Here is a 19,558-nt window from a genome sequence, read left to right as displayed (position 1 = left end):
ATTCCAGTGTTTCATAAAGGCTCTGAACAGAGCCTGTCTGCCGGTCACATCGGGTCGTTGCGGCGCAGCAATTCTTCCGGCAAATGTTCGATGTACTCGTCTTCGGCCGGTGGCATCTGCAAGTGATAACCCTGCTTCTCAAGGTTTTCCAGCACCACGGTGATGTCCTCGCGCGACAGTTTGCGCTCGGGGGTCAGCACCAGGTCGAAGGCGTGATGCGGTTTGCCGAAGGCGGCCATCAGACTTTCCGGAACGCGCTCCAGTGCATCGCTTTTGAGCACATAGAGGTACATCTCGTTTTTCTTCAGGCTTCGATAGATGGAGCAAATACGTTTCAAGGCTGTTCTCCGGCGGTGGCCAGGCTGTCGAGCAGCGCCTGGCCCATCAATTCGCGGCGCCAGCCACGCAGCGAATCAGGCAATTGGTAAGGACCGTTGGGATAGCCGCTCTTGAGCAGCGCTTCCAGGGTTTTCTTGCGCAGCATCAGTTCCGGCGCAATGTTCAAGCGTTCTGCTTCGGCCTGGCCGATCGCACGCAGCTGTTTGACCAGTGCGGCGGCGTCCATCGGCAAAGGCTCCGGCACCGCAGGCGGCCATTGATCAGGCGACACACTGCCAGAGCGCTTGATCAGATCAAGCAGAAACTCGCCGTCCTGACGCACGGTACGCGGGTGCATGTCTTCGATTTTTGCCAACGCGCCGAGGTTGTCCGGCTGAGTCCGTGCCAACGGCCACAGGGAATGCTCACGCACGATGCGGTTGCGCGGCAGGTCACGGGCGCGGGCTTCGCGCTCGCGCCAGGCGCACAGTTCACGCAACACGGCGAGCTGGGCGCGAGAAAGCTTCCAGGCCAGCTTGGCTTCGCGATAGACCTCATACGGATCAACTTCGCGGCGCAGGTTGGCCACCAGCTCGGCGCCGTCTTCCAGGACCCAGGCGTACTTGTCATCAGAAAGCTTCGGACGAAGCTGTACGAAAACTTCCGCCAAATGCAAAGCATCTTCGGCAGCGTAGCTGATTTGGGTATCGGAAAGTGGACGTTGCAGCCAGTCGGAACGGGTCTCGCCCTTGGGCAGGTCGATGCCGAGCACTTCCTGCACCAGCCGCGAATAGCCCATGGAGAAACCCAGGTTCAGGTAAGCGGCGGCCAGTTGGGTGTCGAACAGCGGCGCCGGCAGGCTGCCGGTCAGGCGCAGCAGGACTTCGAGGTCTTCGCTGCACGCATGGACGACTTTGACCACGGCCGGGTTTTCCAGCAACGCGGCCAGCGGCTGCCAGTTGTCGATGGTCAGCGGGTCAATCAGGTAAGCGCGTACGCCATCGCCGATCTGCAGCAGGCCTGCAATCGGATAAAAGGTGTCGACCCGCATGAATTCGGTGTCGAGGGCAACGAATGGCAGCTGCTGCCACTCGGCACATAACTGACCGAGGCTATCGTTGTCGCGAATCCAGTGAATATCGATGGCCACACGGCTCTCCCTTGAAGAATGGCGCGCAGTATATATCGCCCCCGGCGATTTCCGCGCATTCACTGAACAAGAGCTTTAGCGAAAATGCCTGCCAAACAGCAAGAAATGTCTGACAAGCGGAGACTAGCGGGCCTTACGCAGTACGTAGACACGCATCCGCGCACAGCCGGGCAGGAAGTCCTGATGACTGAGCAAGCGCAAACCTGCGCGATTGAACTCGGCTTCCACGTCGGCCTTGCTGGCCAACGGTCGAGCGGCCTTCGTACGGTAGCCTTTGGAATGTGCATCGACCGGTACCGCCACAATCACCGTATCGCGACGGACCCGATGGAACTCCTTGAGCATTGCCAAACGATACTCGGGACAGGCGAAGTGTTGAAACAGCTGCATGCAAAAAAGGGTGAAGCACTTACTCTTTGGCCAGAACGCCGTCGATCACCGCACCGCGACATCCGGCAAACATATCCAGGTCCTGGTTGTAGACCTTGCTCTTGACCTCCAGCAAACCAAGCATCGAATGGAACAGGTTGTCCTGGCTCAAGGGCTTTTCGCGACTCAGTTGCAGGCAATGGGTGTCCACCGAGAACGACTTTTGATAGCTGTCGGAAAACCAGGCCAGCATCGCGACATGTTTTTGTTGTTCCGGCGCCAGCATGTAAGGCGTGCCATGCAGGAACAAGTTGTACTCGCCCAGGGATTCGCCGTGGTCCGACAGATAGAGCATCGCGGTGTCGACTTTGTCCTGATTGCTACGCAACAAATCGATCAGGGTGGACAGCACGTGGTCGGTATACACCAGGGTGTTGTCGTAGCCATTGACGATACTTTCGCGACTGCAATTGTTCAGGGCGTTACTTTCACAAACCGGGGTGAAGTGTTCGTACTCTTTCGGGTAGCGCTTGAAATACTCCGGACCGTGGCTGCCCATCTGGTGCAACACCAGTACCGTGTCTTTATCCAGCGTATCGATGAAGTGCTGCAAACCCTGCAGCAGGATTTCATCGCGGCATTCGCTATTGGCGCACAGTACCGGGTCCTTGAGGTTACTGACGTCGTCGAGGGTGACTCGATCGCAAGTGCCTTTGCAGCCTGATTGGTTATCGCGCCAGATCACGTCGAGCCCCGCGTGCTTGAGTACGTCCAGCAGGCCTTCCTCGTTTTTTGCCTTGCTCGCGTTGTAATTCTTGCGGCCCATGTCGGAGAACATGCACGGCACCGACACCGCTGTTTCCGTACCGCAGGAATGCACATCGGTAAAAGCGATCAGGCCGGCTTCTTTATCCAGTTTGGGTGTGGTGTCACGGTCATACCCCAGGATGCCGAAGTTCTCGGCCCGGGCACTTTCGCCCACCACCAGCACGGTCAGGGATTTGCGGCCGTGGGTTTGCCAGGCGGGATTTCGCTGGGCATCTTCGCCCAGCGTGACGAAGGGTTGCCGCGCAGAGGCGACCTGCTCACGCAGATAGCCGGCCGAGGCGCCAATGTAGTTGCTCGGCACCACCATCAGGCGCAACTCATGGTGATTGCGAAACAATGAGGACAAGCCTTGATAGTTAACCAGCGCAACCCCACCGATCACAGCAACTGACGCGACACTCACGAGAACTTTGCTGAGTAGCTCACGGTGCCAGTGACGGTAACTAACCGGCGTTCGCCATAATAAAAAGGACGGCAAAACCCCGAGCAAAACTATATAGGCAAGTAACTTGATCGAGAGTAAGTCCCGCACTTCTGTCGCATTGGTTTGCGCAAAGTTACGCAACATGCCGGTGTCAATCAAAACACCATATTGGCTCGTGAAATACGCCACTCCGGCGCTGATCATGAAGAGCAGGGTCAACACCGGCTTGAGCACAAACCGGAACGCCAGCAGGGTCAGTACAATGTTGAAGGCCGCCAGGATCATCAAGCCGAACGCCACGCGCATGACGATGCCTTGACCGTCAGATGCCGTGATCTCAAACAGATGCTGCCAGAGAACAAGATTGAACCCCATTAATAGAAAGGCACTGGCAATCAGTGTCACCCACTCGGGGCGCACGGCTTTAATCTTCAACATGATGATCGGCTGTTCCTGAAAAGAAGTGCCATCGGTAAATGTGAAAACTTCATTTACCGCGATTGCACTAATTTTAGGTAGCCAACCCTCAATTTTTTGTGAAAAAGAAGCCAACGATTAGTTGGCTCGTGGCATTAGACCAAGACTCTTGACTGATTTGAGAATGGTTCAGGTTCTGTTCAGGCTTGATGCAAATACCAGCGCCAGTCCTGCTCGCCGACTTCGCCCATGAACTGTCGATACTCGGCACGTTTTACCGCCAGGTACACGCCGAGGAACTCCCCGCCGAACGCTTCCCGTGCCCAGTTCGAACCTTCCAGCGCCCGCAATGTGGTCAGCCAGTCAGTCGGCAACAGTTCCGTGGCCTGGGCGTAGCCATTGCCCTCTACCGGCGCCCCAGGGTCGAGTTGTTCGCGAATACCGCGATGGATCCCGGCCAGAATCGCCGCAGCCGCCAGATACGGGTTGGCGTCGGCGCCACAGATGCGGTGTTCGATATGCCGGGAAAACGCCGGCCCGCCGGGCACGCGCAAACTCACGGTGCGATTGTCCACGCCCCACGTGGGTGCCAGCGGCGCATAGCTGTTGGTCTGGAAGCGACGGTAAGAGTTGGCGTTCGGACAGAACAGCAGCAACGAATCGAGCAAGGTGCTGAGCATCCCGCCAACCGCCTGTTTGAGCAGCGGCGTGCCTTCCGGGGCTTCGCTGGCGAACAGGTTGTTGCCCTCCTTGTCCGCCAGGCTGACGTGCATGTGCATGCCAGTGCCCGCCAGGTCATCGAACGGTTTGGCCATGAAGCAAGCGGTCATCCCGTGCTTGTGTGCCACGCCCTTGACCAGTCGTTTGTAGCGCACCGCTTCGTCCATCGCCTGCAAGGCGTCGGTACGGTGTTCGAGGGTGATTTCCACTTGTCCCGGTGCGTATTCGGAAATCGCCGTGCGCGCCGGAATGCCCTGGAGTTTGCAGGCGCTGTAGAGATCAGCCAGAAACGGTTCGATCTGCTCCAGTTCACGCAATCCGTAGACTTGCGTCCCGCGCGGACGACCGCCATCGACATCCCGCGCCGGTTGCGGCCGACCGTTGCTGTCGCGCTGCTGATCCAGCAGGTAGAACTCCAGCTCCGCCGCCATCACCGGGTAATAGCCGTCGGCCTGCAAGCCTTCGATGACTTTCGCCAGCAGATGCCGTGGATCGGCAACCGTCGCGGGCATGCCCTCCTTCGGGTGCATGCTGACCTGCACCGCCGCCGTAGGAATCAACCGCCAGGGCATGCGCGTCAAACTGCCGCTGATCGGGTACGCCCGGCAGTCGATATCGCCAACGTCCCAGACCAGGCCGGAGTTTTCCACGTCATCGCCATTGATGGTCAGGCCAAGAATGGTGCTCGGCAATGGCCGTCCGCTTTCGTACACCGCAAGCAACTCATCACGGTGCAGCAACTTGCCCCGCGGTACACCGTTGTTGTCGAGGATGAACAACTCGAACATCTCGATATCCGGGTTCTGATCCAGAAAGGTCAGGGCTTCTTGCTTGGAGGCGAAAGATGTCGTGGTAACACTCATGGGAATTCTCTTATTTCCGCGTCAGGCAAACGCACAGGCGTCGCCGCTTTGATCCCGGCGCTTAGCGCGGGACCTGTCAGAACAATCAACGGGAAATGCAGGAATCCGGTGGGCGCGCGTGGCGGCAGTGCCACAGCGCCCAAAAGGCTAATTCGGAGGGAAGTGCGACGGGACAACCGTCCATAGAAAGAACCACAGGAAACAGATGAGCCGCAGCGTCACACGAGAGGTTAAGTCGTTAAATCAGGATTTGAAGAACTTTGGTTGCGGATTGACTAAACAATCATCTCCAGACACCACTTATCCAATGTGGGAGCGGGCTTGCTCGCGAAAGCGGTGTGTCAGTCGATACTCATGTGGCTGACACGCCGCCTTCGCGAGCAAGCCCGCTCTCACAAGGATGCTGTTTCGCGGCAGTGTTATTTAATTTCTAAATACTGCTTGGGACTTTCTGATTTGCCGCCCGCACGCCTCGCGCGCCTAATCGGCGCCTTGTCATTCAAGGTCCGATAGATGGAAAACGTTCGCGCAATCTCCCGCCCCGCCGTCTGGCTGATGTTTAGCATCATTCTTGTCGCCCTGAACCTGCGGCCTTCCATGGCCGCCGTCGGTCCTTTGCTGTCGGCGATTCGCGGTGACATTGCGCTCAGTTTCAGCCTGGCCTCGTTGTTGACCATGCTGCCAGTGATGGCAATGGGGCTGGCGATGTTCTTTGGGCTGGGCGTCAGCCAACGAATCGGCGAACAACGCACCGTGGTGCTCTCGCTGCTGATCATCGGCGTGGCCACGGTGTCGCGGTTATTCCTCGATTCCGCGGCCGAACTGATCCTCAGCGCCGTGCTGGCGGGTATCGGTATCGCGCTGATCCAGGCATTGATACCGGCGCTGATCAAATCCCGTTTCAGCGACAACGTTTCCGTGTGCATGGGGCTCTACGTCACATCGATCATGGGCGGCGCAGCGATTGCGGCGTCGTTTGCGCCGCTGGTGATGATCCGCACTGGCAGCTGGCGTGTGGGCCTGGCGATCTGGGCGGCGCTGGCGCTGGTAGCGCTGCTGTTTTGGTGCGTGCAACGTGAAAGGCTGCCGGCGCAGCCTGCTCAGGCGCAGCGCAATGGGTCGTTCTTCGGCAATTCCCGCGCCTGGCTGCTCGCAATCTTCTTCGGCCTGGGTACTGCGTCCTACACCTGTGTGCTGGCCTGGCTGGCGCCGTACTACGTGGAAAAAGGTTGGAGCGAACAAAACGCCGGGTTGCTGCTGGGCTTCCTGACCGCCATGGAAGTGTTGTCCGGCCTGCTGACACCGGCCATCGCCAACCGCAGCCGTGACCGGCGCGTGGTGCTGGTGGTGTTGCTGGCGCTGATCATGGCCGGTTTCTGCGGGCTTGTTCTCAGCCCGCAACACCTGACTCTGTTGTGGCCCTGTCTGCTGGGGCTTGGCATCGGCGGTCTGTTCCCGATGAGCCTGATCGTGTCCCTGGATCATCTGGACAATCCCCAGCGTGCCGGTGGCCTGACTGCGTTCGTGCAAGGCATCGGCTACCTGATCGCCGGTCTCTCGCCGCTGATTGCCGGGATGATCCGCGACCAGCTCGGCAGCTTCGAATGGGCCTGGTGGTCACTGACCGGCGTCATGGCAGTGATGGTCCTGATGGTCTTGCGCTTCGATCCGCGGCATTACGCCCAACACATTCGCTGACCCGGGAACCCACATCATGAAACACACTGGCTTCGCCGCCGCTCACCTCGGCATGTTGCTCTGGGCACTGTTGATCGCTGCATCGTTCTCGGCGGCAGCACAGGTCAGCCAGGCCATCGACCCGATCCTGCTGACCGGTTTGCGCCTGCTGTTCTGCGCCTTGGTGTTTTTGCCGCTGTTGCTGTTCAAGGGCGATAGCGCCATGACCGTCCGCGGACTGTTCGGCCATGCCGTGCTCGGCTTGCTGCTGGCGGCGTATTTCGGCTCGCTGTTCGAGGCGTTGCGCTACACCTCGGCCGTCAACACCGGAACGATGTTCACCTTGGTGCCACTGCTGACATTGCTGTTCGAAGCGGTTTTGATGCCCGACAGCCACCTGAAACAGCGGGTGCTGCCGATGCTGATGGCCGCTGCCGGGGCCGTGTTGCTGGTGTTGAAAGGCGCAGACCCTGGTGAGCTGCCATCGCTGTATGCAGTGTCGGTGTATGGCGTCGGTTGCGTGGCGATGGCGCTTTACTCGCCCCTGAGTCAACGACTCAAGGCCCGCAGTCTCAAGGGGCGCGGCCCGGTGGGCATGACTTTCTGGAACATGCTGTTCGGCGCGTTGTTTCTGCTGGCATTCTGCGGATTCAGCGGCGGCTGGCGATCTGCGTCATTGCTGACCGTGAACGATTTCTGGTGGCTGGTTTACCTGGCGGTGTTCGCCACGCTGGCGACCTTCTGGCTGCTGCATCGGGCCATCGGCGTTATCGCCCCTTCCTCGGTCATTTCCTACATTTACCTGAGCACGCTGCTCCTCACCGTTTTTCACTGGTTCTGGTTCCGTCAGCCGCCACTGCCGCTGGAAATCATCGGCGCGCTGCTGGTCGGAATCGGTATGTGGGCCTTGCTGATGTCCAGTCGCCGCGGGGCGCCTGCAGCCGTTCAGGGCTGAAGACCGCTGGAATTGCCCCACAACTTTCCATGAAAAAGCCTACAAGGCATTCTCCTGGCACCATCGTTCCGTTAGGATCTGTCGCACAAGTTTGCGCACAGTCAGCGCAAGGAGCACAGCGAGACGAAACGGATGTTGAACAGTAACTTGCTTAGAAAGCTCGATATGCAGGACCTCATGGTGTTTATCGCCGTGTATGAGCAAAGCAGCGTCACCGGTGTATCCGAGGCGCTCTGCGTCAGCCAGTCCACCGTGAGTTACTGCCTGAAAAAGCTGCGCACCAGTTTCGAAGACGAACTGTTCATCAATACCCGAGCGGGTATGCGTCCCACCTACAAAGCCAGCACCATGTACACCCACGTGCTGAAGATCCTGGAAAGCATCAACCTGTGTCACGCCGGTGCGCCAGCATTCGATCCAACCCTGCAACCCGTCACCTTCAATATCTGCGCACCGGAATACTTCGAGCAGTTGATCCTGCCGCGCCTGTTGAAAAGCTTCGATCTCGCCGACCTTCCAGTGATGGTCAACATGCACAAGTTCGAAACCGACATTCCGGCCGAAGAACTGCGCGATGGCAGCCTGGACCTGGTGATTTGCTTCGGCCCGAACTTTCATCGCAGTCACGGCGATTTCAAATCCCGGATGCTGCTGGAGGACGACCTGGTCTGTGTCTTCGATAAACGTGCCTCACCACCGGAGCGGCGTTTAAGCCTGCAAGCCTTTGTTGAACGCCGGCACGTGTTCCCGACACCTTGGACGTCCAGCACCAACATGGTTGACGGCTGGTTGGCGCAGCAGGCGCAAAAACGCCAGATCGTCGCGCGCTCCAACAGCTACAGCGCGGCACTGAAGATGATCACCGGCACCGACTTCATCCTGACCCTGCCTCGGCGTATCCAGCAATTGCTGGCCAACGACGCGATCTTCAAACATTGCGAAGCGCCCAACGGCTTGCCGGGATTCAGCCTCGACATGCAGTGGAGCCAGAATGTCGATCAGGACAGCGCCAACACCTGGCTGCGCGAGCAAGTGGTCAAGGCCTGCACCGAGCAGGAAATGGCCTGAAACTCAGTGGCTGATGGCAATCTTGGTGTAAGACTCTCGATCAATGTCGAGGATTTCGACGGCCAGCTGGACTTCAATGCCCGTCGGCCATTCACATAGCTCCTGCACCACAGCCAGCAAACTTTCGGACAACTGCTGCTTGATCTGTGGCGAACGACCGCTCAACAGCGCCAGTTTCACGTGCACAAAGGCTCGCTCACCTGACAACGTGCCGACCTTGAACGTCTCAACCTTCACCGCTCGGCTCTTGATGTCGTATTCGGCAGCAAACTGACCGGAAGCCACCAACGCATTGTTGAGTCGGATCAACGCCACGTCAGCATTGAGCTCGGGCAGGTTGGCGGTGTATTCCATGTGCAGGTGAGGCATGACTGAGCTCCTGAAAGTGGGCAGAAAGATCGTACATATATCACAGCATCGCCCTACTCACTCGGGCGGTAAAACCGCGCGCTCACTCATGAACGCCTCCAGCCGTGACCTCAACCAGCGCTCGGCCGGGTCGGTATCGACATGGCTGAGCCAGACCATCGAGAGGTCCAGAGTAGGCGTCTTGAACGGGAACGGTTCCTTGAACAGCTGGCCGGACGCGGCCATCGCTTCGGCGGCGTAGTCCGGCAGACTGGCAATCAGATCGGTCCCGGCCAGCAAGGCCGGCAACGAGCTGTATTGCGGCACGGACAGGACCACGTGGCGCGTGCGACCAATCTCCGCCAGCCACTCATCGGCGTAGCCACTGACATTGGCGGTGTGGGAAACCAGTACGTGCGGTCGCGCGCAATACTCATCCAGCGTTAGCGGTGTGTCCGATGCATCCGCGCGCAAAATGTTGGGCAGGATGTGCCGTAACAATTTGCGCTTGGCATTGGCAGGCAGCCCGCGAGTCTGGCTGATACCAACGGTGATATCGCCCGACGCCAGCAAGTCCGGAATCCGCCAGTAATCGACATGCTGCACCACGAACACCACCTTGGGTGCTTCCTGGCGCAAGGCACGCAGCAATGGCGGCAGCAGGCCAAACTCGACATCGTCCGACAGCCCGATACGAAAGGTCATGGTGCTGCTGGTGGGGTCGAAATCATGGGTCAGGCTCAATGCCACCGATAACGAATCCAGCGCCGGCGACAGGTGCAGAATAATCTCCTCGGCCCGCGCCGTCGGTTCCATACGATGGCCGACGCGAATGAACAGCGGGTCGTTGAACAATGTGCGCAAGCGATTGAGCGCCGAACTGATGGTTGGCTGGCCGAGAAACAATTTTTCCGCCACCCGGGTGACGTTGCGCTCGAGCATCAGCGTTTCAAACACCACCATCAGGTTGATGTCGGCCTTGCGTAGTTCGTTACGATTCATCCACTGACCCCGCTCCCAAATCCGAAGGCAGTTTAGGTAGCTGTCGCAATCGGCGTCTATGCGACTCAAGCACATTTCGTTTAACGAAAATGCAGACCCCCGACCAATCCTACATCCCGTTCCTGATTTCGTTGCTCGTATGGCGGGACTCGCTTGCGCCACTAAGCTCAGCAACGTTTGGGGCAAATCGGCCCTGGCTATCGACATCCATTTGAACTCAAGGGAGCCTAATCATGGCTAGAGATAAAGCGAAAGACGACAAACATTTCAACTGCACCCAGGACCATGAAGCCGATTACGTCGCCGGCCTTTACCCACACGCAAAGGACGAGGTTAAAACGTTCCTCAAGTCGGCCTGCAAGGATAATTCCCTGCACAACTCCACCCACAAGGATGTCTACGACCTGATCAAACGAAAACTGGGGCATTCACAACCATAAGGAAAGCCACTCGATCAAAACAAAGCTGCTCTGACTGAGCAGCTTCACCGTCTGAAGACTAGATTTCCTTGACCGGCGTCTGATCGTGAGTCCCTTTGATCAAGCTGATGGCATGCACACAATCAGACTTGTTGACGTAAGCCTCCCCGCTGGCAATCGTTTCATGGTTACCCGCCCTCAAACGCCATCGCCATTGACCTTTGCCGGTCTGTGCGGTGCCACGGGTTTGCCTGTAAATCTCAAAATACATTGCTCGCTCCTTGCGATTGCTGATGACGGCAGATCAGTGATCTGCGAAACGAGAGTAGATGAGGTTTTTTTGCAGCAGGGTCTTTCAATGTCAGGGAATGTTTCGCAGATACAGCCTTGATTGACGGGACAACCAATAGATTCGGGGGGCGGTAAATTGGGTGACTGCGCTGAGTAACTTTTCCCTTGAAAAGGCATATTTTTCTTACGCTGCGATACTGCCTGGTCCGACGTAAAAACGCTGATTCGAACCCTTGATGATCGCCCGGTAATACATGCCTTACAGATTGTTCACTGATTTTTCTGTTGGGAAGAATCGTCAGCTGACAAGGCCAAAGGTTGTTCTTCCATCAGCACGTCAACTTCTTTAAATTCTGCTTGAGGCTGAGCCGGGTCAGGATGGGGCAGTAAACCCCGCACAGCCCTTTCAATCAGTGAAAGGATTCCATAGGTGATGAAACCAAAGATCAGTCCAACCACCAAAATGCTCAACGGGTGCACCTGCGCTGCATCGGGGCTTTCCAACATGTAGCTAAAAGCCTGAACGGCAACGGTCAGGCATGCCGTGAATGCGGCCACCAGCTTCACAAACACCCAAAACCGTCGCCATCTGTTCATGCATCCCCCCGACATCCGGTGATTTGCCCTGTATTGCATGATAGCTAATGACCAGAGTTACACCGAAAACCAGAAAATGCTGATGTGAGCTCGGCGCAACTGTCTGATCGAAATCACTCATCGATCCAGCGTATCTTGGCGGAGTTAGCGGCAACGCGGCTGCGGGGGTACGACGCGCTATCAGATGCTTATGCCAAACAGACTTACGAGGCTCATGATGAAAACCACGGACAAGTCGGATGGCACTTCGGTTATTGCGCCAGCCGAGAAGACGTCAACTGCCAATGCCTGGCGCACCATGCCTGGCGGCATCTGGGCGTTGGGCTTCGTCTCGATGCTGATGGATATCTCCTCAGAGATGATCCATGCCTTGTTGCCGCTCTATATGGTCACCGTGCTCGGGACCTCCGTCTTGGCGGTGGGTCTCATCGAAGGTATTGCCGAGGCTACGGCCTCGATCACCAAGGTATTCTCCGGGGCACTCAGCGATCGATTGGGCAAGCGCAAACTGCTCGCGGCGTTGGGCTATGGCCTGGGGGCACTGTCCAAACCGATCTTTCCTTTGGCGGGCTCGCTGGACTGGCTGATCGGGGCTCGCTTTATCGACCGCATTGGCAAAGGTATTCGCGGCGCCCCGCGCGATGCATTGGTGGCCGACATCACACCGCCCGCGATACGGGGGGCAGCTTTCGGCCTGCGGCAAACTCTGGATACCGTGGGTGCTTTCCTGGGACCGTTGCTGGCGATCGGATTGATGTGGCTGACCGCGAACCACTTCCAGACTGTGTTCTGGGTCGCCGTCATTCCGGCCTTCCTTGCCGTCGCAGTGCTGCTGGTGTTCGTTCACGAGCCCAAACAAGCGGAAGGAACGCGTCGGGTGCGTGCGCCTTTGAGCCGGCGGGAATTAGCCCGACTGGGCGCTGGCTATTGGTGGGTGGTGGGTGTCGCTGCGGTGTTCACCCTGGCGCGTTTCAGCGAAGCCTTTCTGATACTGCGCGGCCAGTCCGTCGGGCTCGCGCCGATGTGGGCGCCAGCGGTGCTTGTTCTGATGGGAGTGGCCTACTCACTGTCAGCCTATCCCGCCGGGGCCTTGTCTGATCGTGTCAGCCGCGTGGCGGTGCTCGGCGCAGGTCTGATTTTGCTGATTGCTGCCGACCTGACCCTGGCGTTCGCGCCGGGTATCGAAGGCCTGGTCGTCGGCGTCGTTCTATGGGGCCTGCACATGGGTTTTACCCAAGGGATATTCGCCGCCCTGATCGCCGATTGCGCACCGGCTGAATTGCGCGGAACGGCATTTGGCATGTTCAATCTGTTAACCGGATTGGCCTTGCTGCTGGCCAGCGTCATCGCTGGAGCGCTGTGGGACACGATAGGCTTCCAAGCCACTTTCCTGATGGGTGGCGGCTTTGCTGTTCTGACTTTGTTGGGATTGTGGGTGATCAAGACGAGAGTTCTGGTTCGATAGGAAAGAGCAGGCTGCAAATTTGCCCTAAACGAAACGCCAGAAACGAAAAAGCCCCTGAAATCTTTAACAATTTCAGGGGCTTAGTCTTGTTCAATAATGGCGGAGAGATAGGGATTCGAACCCTAGGTACCGGTGAAGGTACAACGGATTTCGAATCCGTCCCATTCGGCCACTCTGGCATCTCTCCAACGGCGCGCATCATAACAACACTTTCGCCGGAAGCGAACCCCCTAAGCGAAATTTTTCCGTGCTATCAGATGCTTGCGTCGATTAAAGCGGTACGCCCAGACGATTGGCGACTTCTTCGTAGGCTTCGATGACGTCACCGAGGCCCTGACGGAAGCGGTCCTTGTCCATTTTCTTGCCGGTGGCCTTGTCCCACAGGCGGCAGCCGTCCGGGCTGAATTCGTCGCCCAGGACGATGGAGCCGTCGGAGAACACGCCGAATTCCAGTTTGAAGTCGACCAGCAGCAGGCCGGCGTCGTCGAACAGTTTGCTCAGGACTTCGTTGACCTTGAGCGACAGTTCTTTCATGCGAACCAGTTGCTCGGCGGTGCCCCAACCGAAAGCCACGACGTGGGATTCGTTGATGAACGGGTCGCCCTTGGCGTCGTCCTTCAGGAACAGTTCGAAGGTGTAAGGGTTGAGCTTCATGCCCTCTTCAACGCCCAGGCGCTTGACCAGGCTGCCGGCGGCGTAGTTACGCACGACGCACTCGACCGGGATCATGTCGAGCTTCTTCACCAGGCATTCATTGTCGCCCAGCAGTTTGTCGAATTGGGTCGGCACGCCGGCTGCTTCGAGTTTCTGCATGATGAAGGCGTTGAACTTGTTGTTCACCATGCCTTTGCGGTCGAGCTGCTCGATGCGCTTGCCGTCGAACGCCGAAGTGTCGTTGCGAAACAGCAGGATCAAGCGGTCAGCGTCGTCGGTCTTGAAAACCGATTTGGCTTTGCCGCGGTAGAGTTCTTCACGTTTTTCCATGATGGGCTCCGCTTGCTAAGTAGGTGGGCTAGGCGATGTGTCGCCAGTCGAGCCCTGAATCTTGATCGGCCAGTTGCAGCCAGTCCGGGTCGCACCCGAGGGTGTCGACAAAACATTGCCGGGCCAGCTGCGGCAGGTTGTTCTTGCTGCTCAGATGGGCCAGGACCAGGTGTTGCAGGCCTTGCCAGCCCAACTCGGACACCAGGAATGCCGCCTGATGGTTGTTCAAATGCCCCAGCTCACCGCCTACCCGCTGCTTGAGAAAGTACGGATAGTGACCGCGAGCCAGCATGTCACGGCAATGGTTGGACTCGATCATCAACGCATCGAGGTCCCGATAACCGTCCAGCACCTTGTTGCAATACGAGCCCAGGTCGGTCAACAGGCCGAAACGCCGCTCACCGTCACTGAAGACGTATTGCGTCGGTTCCTGTGCATCATGGGCCACGGCAATGACGCCGATGCTCAGTGCGCCGATCTGCAGTTGCTCGCCGCCGGCCAGTAGGCCAGCCGGTTCAATCGGTTTGCGCATCCCGCGCAGGGTACCGCGACTGAGGTAGACAGGCAGATTGTAGCGCCGAGACAGCAAACCCACGCCATGCACGTGGTCGGCATGTTCGTGGGTCACAAGTATCGCGCTCAGCTGCGCAGGGTTCACACCCAGGCGCAGCAGGCGTTTTTCGGTTTCCCGCAGGGAGAAACCACAATCCACCAGCACATACGTGTCAGCGCTGGCTATCAGCGTGCCGTTCCCTTGGCTACCGCTGCCGAGAACGGCAAAACGCATGTGATCAGCCCAGATTGTCCTGAATCACGCTCAATACCTTGCGCGCCACATCTGCCGGCGCCACGGTGTTGATGTTTTTCTCGACGGTGACCTGGACGTTTTCGCCAACCTTGCTCAGGCGAACCTGATAACGCTCGGCACGGGCTTCAACTTCTTCCTTGTCCGGCTTGCTGCCGAACAGACCACTGAAGAAACCTGGCTTCTCGTCCTTCTTCTCGGCTTTTTCGGCCAGGTTGATGTAGTACAGACCCAGGCTGCGGTTGATGTCTTCAACGCGCCACTCGCCCTGTTCCAACGCACGACCGACGCTCGACCAGGCACGATCCAGGTCGGTGCCGACGTTCAGGACAGGGTTACCGCTGCCATCTTCGCTCAGGCTGACACGACTTGGCGTATCGGCGTCACGCGAAGCCAGCATGGAGACCGAACCGCCCTTCTCCGAAGTGCGGCTCATGCTTGCGAGCATGTCGTCGACCAGTGCCGCGTCCAGGCCAGTGTTGACCGAACGGTTGGTGAAGGCCACGTCGGCGGTGCTACCGGCAGGACGCTCGGCGCTGACCACGTAGATTTCGCTGGTGTTGCGCTGCACGCCTGGCTCGATGCGGACCCGCACGCGGGTTTCGCTGTCAGCGCCGACACCGGCTGCGCTCAGGCGCTTGGCCATCGCTGCGGACAGCTCGTCGGAATGCTGCCAGGTGGTGGTGAATTCGCCGGTTTGCGGACGCTGTTCGTCCAGACGGAAACCGTTGTCCTGGAAGAACTGCACGGCCACTGGCCAGGCTTCGGCCGGCGGGTTCTGAGCGACGATCCAACGCGAATCACCGGTCTTTTGCAGCGAGTAGGCGCTGGCGTCAGCCGCTGCCGACAACGGTTGCGGACGAGGAACGATGTACTCGCCCTTGACGGAGTCATCGGCCACGTTGCGCGGGATCGGCAACAGCGGATCCAGACGTTTGGCGGTGCTGACATCCGGCGGCAGTTGCATGGGTGCAGTCTGTTGCGCTTCCAGGTAATCGCTACCGCGGTCACGGAAATAACCTTCCGGGCCCCAGACCCATCCACAGCCACTGGTGCTGGAGATGATCAAGGCAAGTGCGGAAAGTCCGGCCAATCGCTTCATGCGTAGTACTTCCTCAATTAAACCAGGACGCCGCACTGGCGCAGGGCCGTGCGAAGCGTTTCATGACAAGGTGCGCTCAGCCAGGTCAGCGGCAGGCGAATGCCTTCGTGCATCAGGCCCATTTCGACCAAAGCCCACTTCACCGGAATCGGGTTGGCTTCGATGAACAGATCCTTGTGCAGCGGCATCAATTTTTCGTTGATTGCCCGTGCAGTCTCGGCGTCGCCCTTGAGCGCCGCCTCGCACAGGTCGGCCATTTCGCGCGGGGCGACGTTGGCGGTGACGGAGATGTTGCCCTTGCCGCCCATCAGGATCAGCTCGACAGCGGTCGGATCATCGCCGGACAGCACGATGAAGTCCTTGCTCACGCCATCAAGGATTGCCTTGGCACGCTTCATGTCGCCGGTAGCTTCCTTGATACCGATGATGTTCGGCACAGTGGACAGGCGAATCACGGTCTCGGCCTGCATGTCGCAGGAGGTGCGGCCAGGAACGTTATAGAGGATCTGTGGGATGTCGACCGCTTCGGCAATGTGCTTGAAGTGCAGGTACAAGCCTTCCTGGGTCGGCTTGTTGTAGTACGGAACGACGAGCAGGCAGGCGTCGGCGCCGGCCTCTTTGGCGTTGCGGGTCAGTTCCACGGCTTCGCGGGTCGAGTTGGCGCCGGTACCGGCAATGACCGGAATACGACCATTGACCTGCTTGACCACGGCCTTGATGACCGCGATGTGTTCGTCTACATCGAGGGTTGCCGACTCGCCGGTAGTACCGACCGCGACAATGGCATGGGTGCCGTTTTCAAGATGGAAGTCCACGAGTTTGCTGAGGCTGTCCCAGTCAAGACGCCCTTGTGCATCCATGGGTGTGACCAGTGCCACCATACTGCCCGCAATCATGAAACCGCTCCTGCCGGAAAAAGAGAGCGGTAATGGTACTGGCGCCAAGATGCTTGTACAAGCGAAGTACTGCGCTGCTGCCATTCCCCTTGGCGCTGCTTTTCGCTACCCTTCAGACTTTGATCGGTACTGATAAGCTCGTACGCCGGGTTCCAGCCTCCATTTTCGGCATCACAAGCCCCGATCCAGCGTTGCCGCCCCTCGCTCCTGCCTCACTGGAGCATGTTGCAACCTTGTGGCTCGGGTTTTCTGAATTCGCATCCGCAGGCTCGTTCCCGGAAAAAAGCCCTTGGTCGTACCGACCGCTCATCGCTTTAGGAATGCTGCATGTCCACCCCCACAGTTCGCGAACAATTCCTTGTCATCAGTGCCCTCGGCGCCAACCCCATGGAGCTGACTAACGTCCTGTGCCGCGCCAGCCATGAAAACCGCTGTGCCGTGGTCACCTCTCGCCTGACGCGTCATGGCGAGTGCAGTGCGTTGATCCTCGAGATCTCCGGCAGCTGGGACGCCCTGGCGCGCCTCGAAGGCAGCCTGTCGAGCCTCGCCAAGAAGCACGCCTTTACGGTCAACGTAGTGCGTAGCGCGGCGCTGGAGAATCGTCCTCAAGCCCTGCCATACGTCGCTTATGTCAGCTCGGCTTACCGTTCGGACATCATCAACGAGCTGTGCCAGTTCTTCATGGACCACAACGTCGAACTGGAAAACCTGACCTGCGACACCTATCAGGCTCCGCAAACCGGCGGCACCATGCTCAATGCCACGTTTACCGTGACCTTGCCGGCCGGCGTGCAGATCAGCTGGCTGCGCGATCAGTTCCTGGATTTCGCCGACGCGCTGAACCTGGATGCCCTGATCGAACCGTGGCGCCCACAAAACCCAATGTAAGGAAGCTTTCATGGCCGTTGCCATCGACCAACCGGTTGCCGACTTCGAAGCACCCGCCACCAACGGGCAGACCGTCAACCTCGCGAACCTCAAAGGCAAGCAGGTGGTGATCTACTTCTATCCAAAGGACAGCACGCCAGGCTGCACCACTCAAGGCCAGGGCTTTCGTGACCAGCTCGACGCCTTTAAAGCCGCCAACACCGAAGTCTTTGGCGTGTCTCGCGACAGCCTGAAATCACACGAAAATTTCAAGGCCAAGCAGGCGTTCACCTTCGAGCTGATCAGCGACAAGGAAGAGGCGCTCTGCCAGCAGTTCGACGTGATCAAGCTGAAAAAGCTCTATGGCAAGGAATATATGGGCGTTGATCGCAGCACGTTCCTGATCGACAAGGACGGTGTGCTGCGTCAGGAATGGCGTGGTGTGAAGGTGCCGGGGCATGTGGATGCTGTTCTGGCTGCGGCTCAGGCGTTGAACAAGGCTTAGGTTTTTTGCGCCTGACAGGACGCCTTCGCGAGCAAGCCCGCTCCCACAGTTGACCGAGTTGTCCAGACAAACGCGGTTGAATGTGGGAGCGAGCCTGCTCGCGATGAGGCCCGGCTCCCATCGCACATTCATTGTTCGCAGTTAAAGCAACGGCGCCACCACAGGCTCTTTGCGCGGCCACGCATCCAGTACGGCCTTGAACAAGGTTGCTAGCGGAATCGCAAAGAACACACCCCAAAAGCCCCACAGCCCGCCAAACAACAGCACCGCGCAGATGATCGCCACCGGATGCAGATTGACCGCTTCCGAGAACAACAGCGGCACCAGCACGTTGCCGTCCAGCACCTGGATGATTCCGTAGACCGCCATCAAATAGATGAACTGATCGCTCCAGCCCCACTGGAACAGCGCAATCAGCATGACCGGCACGGTCACCACCACGGCCCCGACATAAGGCACCACCACCGACACGCCCACCAGCAATGCCAGCAGCGCCGCGTAGTTGAGGCCCATAACCACAAAACCTATGTAGGTCACGCCACCGCAAATGAAAATCTCGATGACCTTGCCGCGAATGTAATTGGCGATCTGCCGATTCATTTCATGAGCGACGCGGGTAATCAGCGCCCGCTCACGGGGCAAGTAACCCCGCACCCACTGACCGATCATCTCCCGGTCCTTGAGAAAGAAAAACACCAGGATCGGCACCAGCACCAGGTAGATCATGATGTTCACCAGCAACGGCAGACTCGACAGCGAGAACGTCAGCGCCCACTGACCGAACTTGCCGATCTCGCCCCGCGCCACTTCGATGGCCTGCAGCACCTGCTCATCGGACACCAGATGCGGATAGCGCTCGGGCAGCAGCAATAACAGCGACTGCCATTTGGCGAGCATGCCGGGTAACTCGTTGAACAGCGTAATCAACTGATGCCAGAGCAACGGCACCACAATCACGATGAACACCAGCAACAGCCCCATGAACAACGCAAAGACCAATCCCACCGCCACCCCGCCCGGCATGCGCAGGCGTTCGAGATTGACGACCAACCCTTGCATCAGATACGCCAGCACCATCCCGGCCAGCACTGGCGCAAGCATGCCGCCCAGCGTCAGTACGGCGGTAAACGCCAGAAACAGCAGAACCGCCAGCACCACGGCCTCTTCATCGGAGAAGTAGCGCTGAATCCAGTCGCGTAACACTTTGAACATCAATATTCCTTAGAAACGAACGCAGTAGAATTCAGGCTTTTTTCAACCAGTAGCGGTAAACACCCGCGTCATCTTCTTCACGAAGCAGGGTATGACCGGCCAATCGGGCAAAGGTGCGGAAGTCGCGCTGCGAGCCCGCATCGGTGGCAATTATCTTCAGCACTGCGCCGCTGGCCAGTCGATTGAGTTCCATCTTGGCCTTGAGCAACGGCAAGGGGCAATTCAGGCCGCTGGCGTCGAGCTCGGCGTCATGGGCTACAGCGTCGGTCATTGCAT

At 58.3% G+C, this 19,558-nt stretch carries 21 protein-coding genes, 1 tRNA gene and 1 pseudogene; 7 read left to right on the top strand and 16 right to left on the bottom strand.

Translation table 11 applies throughout. The features are described 5' to 3' along the window. Positions 1–44 precede the first annotated feature (44 nt). The 5 genes and pseudogenes from PFAS1_RS18645 to PFAS1_RS18625 form a co-directional block, all read right to left on the bottom strand. The gene (locus tag PFAS1_RS18645; RefSeq protein WP_007898694.1) at positions 45–338 is read right to left on the bottom strand and encodes a YcgL domain-containing protein; all 294 of its coding nucleotides are present in this window, start codon (positions 336–338) and stop codon (positions 45–47) included. After that, complete coding sequence (gene rnd, locus PFAS1_RS18640; protein WP_076030079.1) at positions 335–1,468, bottom strand: ribonuclease D; 1,134 nt, start codon at positions 1,466–1,468, stop codon at positions 335–337. Before rnd ends, PFAS1_RS18645 begins: the two co-directional genes overlap by 4 nt. A gap of 123 nt (positions 1,469–1,591) precedes the next feature. Then, positions 1,592–1,867, bottom strand: a pseudogene (locus tag PFAS1_RS18635) (class I SAM-dependent methyltransferase); the annotation flags it as partial. A gap of 10 nt (positions 1,868–1,877) precedes the next feature. Continuing rightward, complete coding sequence (locus PFAS1_RS18630) at positions 1,878–3,527, bottom strand: phosphoethanolamine transferase (RefSeq protein WP_076030078.1); 1,650 nt, start codon at positions 3,525–3,527, stop codon at positions 1,878–1,880. A 179-nt stretch (positions 3,528–3,706) separates the two neighbouring features. Then, positions 3,707–5,089, bottom strand: a complete 1,383-nt coding sequence (locus tag PFAS1_RS18625) for a glutamine synthetase family protein (protein ID WP_076030077.1) — start codon at positions 5,087–5,089, stop codon at positions 3,707–3,709. 513 nt (positions 5,090–5,602) lie between these two features. Between PFAS1_RS18625 and PFAS1_RS18620 the strand changes: the two genes are divergently transcribed. The 3 genes from PFAS1_RS18620 to PFAS1_RS18610 all read left to right on the top strand — a co-directional run bounded on the left by PFAS1_RS18620 (position 5,603) and on the right by PFAS1_RS18610 (position 8,789). Beyond that, positions 5,603–6,787, top strand: coding sequence for a cyanate transporter (locus PFAS1_RS18620; protein ID WP_076030076.1), 1,185 nt, complete (start codon positions 5,603–5,605; stop codon positions 6,785–6,787). A 16-nt stretch (positions 6,788–6,803) separates the two neighbouring features. After that, a complete protein-coding gene (locus PFAS1_RS18615) occupies positions 6,804–7,721 on the top strand; it encodes a DMT family transporter (protein WP_076030075.1) in 918 nt (305 codons plus the stop codon). A gap of 132 nt (positions 7,722–7,853) precedes the next feature. Continuing rightward, positions 7,854–8,789 (top strand): LysR family transcriptional regulator, encoded by a 936-nt coding sequence (locus PFAS1_RS18610; protein ID WP_076030074.1) that lies wholly within the window; start codon positions 7,854–7,856, stop codon positions 8,787–8,789. Between the two features lie 3 nt (positions 8,790–8,792). On the opposite strand, the gene PFAS1_RS18605 is transcribed toward PFAS1_RS18610, so the two are convergent. Next, entirely contained in the window at positions 8,793–9,158 is a 366-nt protein-coding gene (locus PFAS1_RS18605) for a 5-carboxymethyl-2-hydroxymuconate Delta-isomerase (protein ID WP_076030073.1), read from the bottom strand. 57 nt (positions 9,159–9,215) lie between these two features. Beyond that, complete coding sequence (locus tag PFAS1_RS18600; protein WP_076030072.1) at positions 9,216–10,139, bottom strand: LysR substrate-binding domain-containing protein; 924 nt, start codon at positions 10,137–10,139, stop codon at positions 9,216–9,218. A 233-nt stretch (positions 10,140–10,372) separates the two neighbouring features. Here PFAS1_RS18600 and PFAS1_RS18595 point away from each other — a divergent pair, with 233 nt between their 5' ends. Continuing rightward, entirely contained in the window at positions 10,373–10,579 is a 207-nt protein-coding gene (locus PFAS1_RS18595; protein ID WP_076030071.1) for a hypothetical protein, read from the top strand. 58 nt (positions 10,580–10,637) lie between these two features. Here the strand turns inward: PFAS1_RS18595 and PFAS1_RS18590 are convergent, their stop codons facing one another. Both PFAS1_RS18590 and PFAS1_RS18585 read right to left on the bottom strand, forming a co-directional pair. Continuing rightward, a complete protein-coding gene (locus PFAS1_RS18590; protein ID WP_074874292.1) occupies positions 10,638–10,829 on the bottom strand; it encodes a YegP family protein in 192 nt (63 codons plus the stop codon). Between the two features lie 290 nt (positions 10,830–11,119). Further along, positions 11,120–11,446: a hypothetical protein gene (locus tag PFAS1_RS18585; RefSeq protein WP_076030070.1), complete on the bottom strand. Its 327-nt coding sequence runs from the start codon at positions 11,444–11,446 to the stop codon at positions 11,120–11,122. Positions 11,447–11,663: 217 nt separating this feature from the next. Here PFAS1_RS18585 and PFAS1_RS18580 point away from each other — a divergent pair, with 217 nt between their 5' ends. Beyond that, positions 11,664–12,911: an MFS transporter gene (locus PFAS1_RS18580; RefSeq protein ID WP_076030069.1), complete on the top strand. Its 1,248-nt coding sequence runs from the start codon at positions 11,664–11,666 to the stop codon at positions 12,909–12,911. A gap of 97 nt (positions 12,912–13,008) precedes the next feature. On the opposite strand, the gene PFAS1_RS18575 is transcribed toward PFAS1_RS18580, so the two are convergent. The 5 genes from PFAS1_RS18575 to dapA form a co-directional block, all read right to left on the bottom strand. After that, positions 13,009–13,098: transfer RNA gene (locus PFAS1_RS18575), tRNA-Ser, on the bottom strand. Positions 13,099–13,181: 83 nt separating this feature from the next. Further along, positions 13,182–13,895 (bottom strand): phosphoribosylaminoimidazolesuccinocarboxamide synthase, encoded by a 714-nt coding sequence (purC, locus tag PFAS1_RS18570; RefSeq protein WP_008034929.1) that lies wholly within the window; start codon positions 13,893–13,895, stop codon positions 13,182–13,184. Positions 13,896–13,923: 28 nt separating this feature from the next. Continuing rightward, entirely contained in the window at positions 13,924–14,682 is a 759-nt protein-coding gene (locus PFAS1_RS18565) for an MBL fold metallo-hydrolase (RefSeq protein ID WP_008153089.1), read from the bottom strand. A 4-nt stretch (positions 14,683–14,686) separates the two neighbouring features. After that, a complete protein-coding gene (gene bamC / locus PFAS1_RS18560; protein ID WP_074874286.1) occupies positions 14,687–15,802 on the bottom strand; it encodes an outer membrane protein assembly factor BamC in 1,116 nt (371 codons plus the stop codon). Between the two features lie 17 nt (positions 15,803–15,819). Next, positions 15,820–16,698, bottom strand: a complete 879-nt coding sequence (dapA, locus tag PFAS1_RS18555) for a 4-hydroxy-tetrahydrodipicolinate synthase (protein ID WP_074874285.1) — start codon at positions 16,696–16,698, stop codon at positions 15,820–15,822. 327 nt (positions 16,699–17,025) lie between these two features. On the opposite strand from dapA, the gene PFAS1_RS18545 reads away from it, so the two are divergent. Further along, a complete protein-coding gene (locus PFAS1_RS18545) occupies positions 17,026–17,586 on the top strand; it encodes a glycine cleavage system transcriptional repressor (protein WP_046055714.1) in 561 nt (186 codons plus the stop codon). Positions 17,587–17,596: 10 nt separating this feature from the next. Beyond that, entirely contained in the window at positions 17,597–18,070 is a 474-nt protein-coding gene (locus PFAS1_RS18540; protein WP_076030068.1) for a peroxiredoxin, read from the top strand. 141 nt (positions 18,071–18,211) lie between these two features. Here the strand turns inward: PFAS1_RS18540 and PFAS1_RS18535 are convergent, their stop codons facing one another. Both PFAS1_RS18535 and PFAS1_RS18530 read right to left on the bottom strand, forming a co-directional pair. Then, the gene (locus PFAS1_RS18535; protein WP_076030067.1) at positions 18,212–19,282 is read right to left on the bottom strand and encodes an AI-2E family transporter; all 1,071 of its coding nucleotides are present in this window, start codon (positions 19,280–19,282) and stop codon (positions 18,212–18,214) included. Between the two features lie 31 nt (positions 19,283–19,313). After that, a complete protein-coding gene (locus PFAS1_RS18530) occupies positions 19,314–19,553 on the bottom strand; it encodes a sulfurtransferase TusA family protein (protein ID WP_076030066.1) in 240 nt (79 codons plus the stop codon). Positions 19,554–19,558: the final 5 nt, after the last annotated feature.

The organism is Pseudomonas frederiksbergensis (assembly GCF_001952935.1).
GTDB classification, from domain to species: domain Bacteria; phylum Pseudomonadota; class Gammaproteobacteria; order Pseudomonadales; family Pseudomonadaceae; genus Aquipseudomonas; species Aquipseudomonas frederiksbergensis.
The sequence above is the reverse complement of the archived record's forward strand: the minus strand, read 5'-3'. Positions and strand labels throughout refer to the sequence as shown.

Coding starts and splice junctions, on each gene's coding strand:
- dapA (WP_074874285.1), bottom strand. CDS start 16,698: ATGATTGCGGGCAGTATGGTGGCACTGGTCACACCCATGGATGCACAA.
- PFAS1_RS18615 (WP_076030075.1), top strand. CDS start 6,804: ATGAAACACACTGGCTTCGCCGCCGCTCACCTCGGCATGTTGCTCTGG.
- PFAS1_RS18590 (WP_074874292.1), bottom strand. CDS start 10,829: ATGTATTTTGAGATTTACAGGCAAACCCGTGGCACCGCACAGACCGGC.
- PFAS1_RS18620 (WP_076030076.1), top strand. CDS start 5,603: ATGGAAAACGTTCGCGCAATCTCCCGCCCCGCCGTCTGGCTGATGTTT.
- PFAS1_RS18580 (WP_076030069.1), top strand. CDS start 11,664: ATGAAAACCACGGACAAGTCGGATGGCACTTCGGTTATTGCGCCAGCC.
- PFAS1_RS18605 (WP_076030073.1), bottom strand. CDS start 9,158: ATGCCTCACCTGCACATGGAATACACCGCCAACCTGCCCGAGCTCAAT.
- PFAS1_RS18530 (WP_076030066.1), bottom strand. CDS start 19,553: ATGACCGACGCTGTAGCCCATGACGCCGAGCTCGACGCCAGCGGCCTG.
- PFAS1_RS18595 (WP_076030071.1), top strand. CDS start 10,373: ATGGCTAGAGATAAAGCGAAAGACGACAAACATTTCAACTGCACCCAG.
- PFAS1_RS18545 (WP_046055714.1), top strand. CDS start 17,026: ATGTCCACCCCCACAGTTCGCGAACAATTCCTTGTCATCAGTGCCCTC.
- PFAS1_RS18535 (WP_076030067.1), bottom strand. CDS start 19,282: ATGTTCAAAGTGTTACGCGACTGGATTCAGCGCTACTTCTCCGATGAA.
- PFAS1_RS18600 (WP_076030072.1), bottom strand. CDS start 10,139: ATGAATCGTAACGAACTACGCAAGGCCGACATCAACCTGATGGTGGTG.
- PFAS1_RS18585 (WP_076030070.1), bottom strand. CDS start 11,446: ATGAACAGATGGCGACGGTTTTGGGTGTTTGTGAAGCTGGTGGCCGCA.
- PFAS1_RS18625 (WP_076030077.1), bottom strand. CDS start 5,089: ATGAGTGTTACCACGACATCTTTCGCCTCCAAGCAAGAAGCCCTGACC.
- purC (WP_008034929.1), bottom strand. CDS start 13,895: ATGGAAAAACGTGAAGAACTCTACCGCGGCAAAGCCAAATCGGTTTTC.
- PFAS1_RS18610 (WP_076030074.1), top strand. CDS start 7,854: ATGTTGAACAGTAACTTGCTTAGAAAGCTCGATATGCAGGACCTCATG.
- PFAS1_RS18630 (WP_076030078.1), bottom strand. CDS start 3,527: ATGTTGAAGATTAAAGCCGTGCGCCCCGAGTGGGTGACACTGATTGCC.
- PFAS1_RS18565 (WP_008153089.1), bottom strand. CDS start 14,682: ATGCGTTTTGCCGTTCTCGGCAGCGGTAGCCAAGGGAACGGCACGCTG.
- PFAS1_RS18540 (WP_076030068.1), top strand. CDS start 17,597: ATGGCCGTTGCCATCGACCAACCGGTTGCCGACTTCGAAGCACCCGCC.
- bamC (WP_074874286.1), bottom strand. CDS start 15,802: ATGAAGCGATTGGCCGGACTTTCCGCACTTGCCTTGATCATCTCCAGC.